Source organism: Microbulbifer rhizosphaerae, from assembly GCF_014191725.1.
Taxonomy (GTDB): Bacteria; Pseudomonadota; Gammaproteobacteria; order Pseudomonadales; family Cellvibrionaceae; genus Microbulbifer; species Microbulbifer rhizosphaerae.
On the sequence record NZ_JACHWZ010000055.1, the window covers coordinates 1 to 3,298 of the forward strand.

Annotated in this window: 3 protein-coding genes; all 3 read left to right on the plus strand. The window is 50.5% G+C overall.

The annotated features are described in order from the left end of the window. Positions 1 to 205: 205 nt before the first annotated feature. Positions 206 to 673: a polysaccharide deacetylase family protein gene (locus FHS09_RS22345; protein WP_183464095.1), complete on the plus strand. Its 468-nt coding sequence runs from the start codon at positions 206 to 208 to the stop codon at positions 671 to 673. Between the two features lie 197 nt (positions 674 to 870). After that, complete coding sequence (locus tag FHS09_RS22350; RefSeq protein ID WP_246395262.1) at positions 871 to 1,287, plus strand: transposase; 417 nt, start codon at positions 871 to 873, stop codon at positions 1,285 to 1,287. A 640-nt stretch (positions 1,288 to 1,927) separates the two neighbouring features. Next, positions 1,928 to 3,298, plus strand: a 1,371-nt coding sequence (locus FHS09_RS22355; protein ID WP_183464097.1) for an alginate lyase family protein, incomplete at its 3' end; no start/stop codon positions are given.

A 3,298-nucleotide genomic window follows, 5' to 3' on the forward strand; every position in this document is an offset into this window, starting at 1 on the left:
GCTGTCAAATCGGAGTTGTTGCATTATCTCGATGCCATGAAATCTGCGGCCTAGTCGCGGAAGTGTCAAAATTTATGCAATGATTGGGTTAATTCTCAAGCGGTATGGGAGAACGCTCCCCTACTACCGATTTCCGTATCTTCATAACGGAAATGACAATGATTCTAGAAAGGCCTAGATTCAACTAGTAAGTGGTTTAAAGGAGTTGGGTTATTCTAACGGCTATGTAACTGTAGATAACTATGATTGGTATATAAATCAATTATATTTGCAGTATAAAAGTTCTGGAAAGAAAATTAATTCTGAAAATATGAAAGAGCTGTATATTGATTTGCTCTGGGAAAATATTCAGTTTTACGACAAGTTAGCGAAAGATATATTGGGGAGATCACCCAAACATGTTTTGCTTTTACATGAAAATGAGATTGCGGCTCTTTATCTCGGCAACCTTATTGATCGCGTGCGATCTAAAGGATGGAAAATTATATCTCCTGTTGAGGCTTATCAAGATCCATTGGCTGGTGTAAATCATGACTTGCCTTTTTCAAAGCAGGGACGTGTAGCATCAGTCGCTCACTATAATGGCGTTGATGAAAAATTACTTAGACATAAGAACGAAAACGTTGATTATATTAAAAAAATATTTGAAGATTATAATATAGTTGAGAATTAGTCTTTGGGGGGAGTTCTTATTCCATGATTTTCGTAAAACAGATATATGTATCAAGTCGTAAGGGTTTGTGGAGCGTTAACGGTGGTGAGATCTCGCATATTGAAAAATGAGATCTTAGTGCCAAAGTTTGAGCCACGCCAAGTGTAAGCATGGTATGCTTGCTGGTGCCACTCATTCTGCTGTAGGCATTAAAAAATTTGATTACAACTTTTCTTTCTCAAAGAGAAGTTCCGAAGCAGGAAATTAAGAATCTCTATAAAAATCGCTGGCATGTTGAACTTGATTTCCGGAATATCAAGACGACCCTTGGGATGGAGACATTAAGCTGCAAGACTCCAGAAATGGCTGTGAAGGAAATATGGGTATACTTTCTCGCACATAATCTAATTCGAATCCTAATGGCAGAGGCGGCGAGTCTGGCTGATATTGTTCCGCGCCAGTTGAGCTTCAAGCATAGCCTGCAACTCTGGCAGGCTTACCGTCAATGCCCATTCGATGCCAGTGATAGAGAATCTCTTCTGGAGCTGTTTCACATGATAGAAGAAAAGGTCGTCGGAAACCGGCCAGGAAGAATCGAGCCAAGAAACGACGACCGAAGCCTTACCCGCTATTGACGAAATCATGGGATAAGGCACGAAGACTCGTTAGGAGACATGGACACCCAAAAAGCAGAGAATGGCGACGGCTGCGTAAAAATGTTCCGTAAATTCAAACACTTGTGCTTAAGTCAGTGCCATTCAGGCCTGACCCCTGACCCGAATGGCACTGGTACGACCTTGCGGGGCACGGGCTAGGCGCCCCCATGAAAACATCCCTGTAGGCTTGTCTGCGAGGTCCCCTCTCGCAGGCAGTCCCGCAAGGTCGTACCCGGTATCAGGGTCTTCGCATCACGGTCATCGCTTAACTTAGTGCCATTGAGGCCTGACCCCGTGATGCGTGCGTTCATTTGCGCGTGAGCCACGTCTCAATCCTTCTAAAATGGGTTGCAAGGTAACGCTTAGCCAAATATCTTCCAAAAAGAAGTTCGATGTAAGAAGAAACATAAAATGTCACACGGGTTCCGGGAGCCGGCCCCGATGCGCTTGATTCGTGGGCATTTATGGCACCGTTTTCTGATATCGATAACAGTAGTCATTGAGGTTTTTTATTATTGGGTTTGTTACCGATAACGTCATGACAACGGCAAACCTGTGACACGGCTTGCGTCGGCGAGCCCTCAAGCCGTACAACAATAAGATGATGAGGAAAAACAAAATGGCAATAAGACTGGGAAAGCACCCCGTCGCTATCGCGGCTTACACCTCCCTGAAACGAATAACAGACTGCGGGCGATTGCCTGCCTTGATATTCACGCTGTCGATAGCTGCAGGCGCTCTGGTGATGCCTTCACTGTCGGAGGCGCAGTCATTTCAACATCCGGGAGCTTTAAACAACCAGGCTGACCTGGACCGGATGAAGACGAAGGTCGCTGCGAGCGCCCAGCCCTGGAAAAGCAGTTGGGACATTCTCGTAAGTAACACCAATGGCTGGACAAACCACAACCCGGAAGCGGTCGAGACGATCACCGTCGGTGGCGGTCTCCCGGAGAATTACATCCGGCTGGCCCGCGACGCTGCCCGGGCATATCAGCTGGCCCTGCGCTATCACGGCGATGGCAGCACCTGGGCTGCGGACAAGTCGGTCGAGATCATGAACGCCTGGGCTTCCATCCACACCGGTTGGGCTGGCGACACGAACGTCAGCCTGCGGTCGGGCATCTACGGCTACCAGTTCGCCAGCGCCGCCGAATTGATGCGCGATTACAGCGGCTGGGTGCCGGCGGACTTCACCGCGTTCAAGGACTACATGCTTAATCAGTTTTACCTCGGAGGCAGCAGAAACAAAGATTTCCTCGACAGGCACCACGGCACCCGTGGCACCCACTACTGGGCCAACTGGGAGCACGCGAGTTTGGCGTCGGCCATGGCGATCGGCGTGCTTCTGGACGACCAGGCGATTTTCGACCACGCCCTCGACTACTTCTACGACGGCATCGGCAACGGGAATATGAACCGTGCGGTGACGTACGTTCATCCCAACGGCCTGGGCCAGTGGCAGGAGAGCGGACGCGACCAGGGGCACTCGACCATTGGCCCGCAGTTATTGGGTGTAATCTGCGAAATCGCCTGGAACCAGGGTTATGATCTGTACGGAAGCCTCAACAACCGATTCCTGTCGAGTGTCGAATACATCTCCAAATACAATACCAACCGCGACGTTCCGTTCGCTCCCTATGTGCGTGACTGGGGACGACTCGATCTTTCCCTGGAAAGAACAGTCTATAGGGAGATCTCGTCCGTGGCGCGCAACAATTTAAGACCCGGCTGGGACCTCGTGTACAATCACTACGTCAACCGCATGGGGATGGCGGCACCCTACACCGGGGACTATGCGGCCAAAACCCGTCCCGAGGGCGGCGGGTTCAACTACGGAGGTAACAGCGGCGGCTTCGACGGCCTGGGCTTCACCACGTTAACGCACAGCCGCGATCCGATCGCCTCGGACGTCGCGCCCAGCGGACTGCGGGCCACGCAGGAGTATGACCGGCGGATCACGCTATCCTGGTGGGGCTCGGCGCGCGCCACG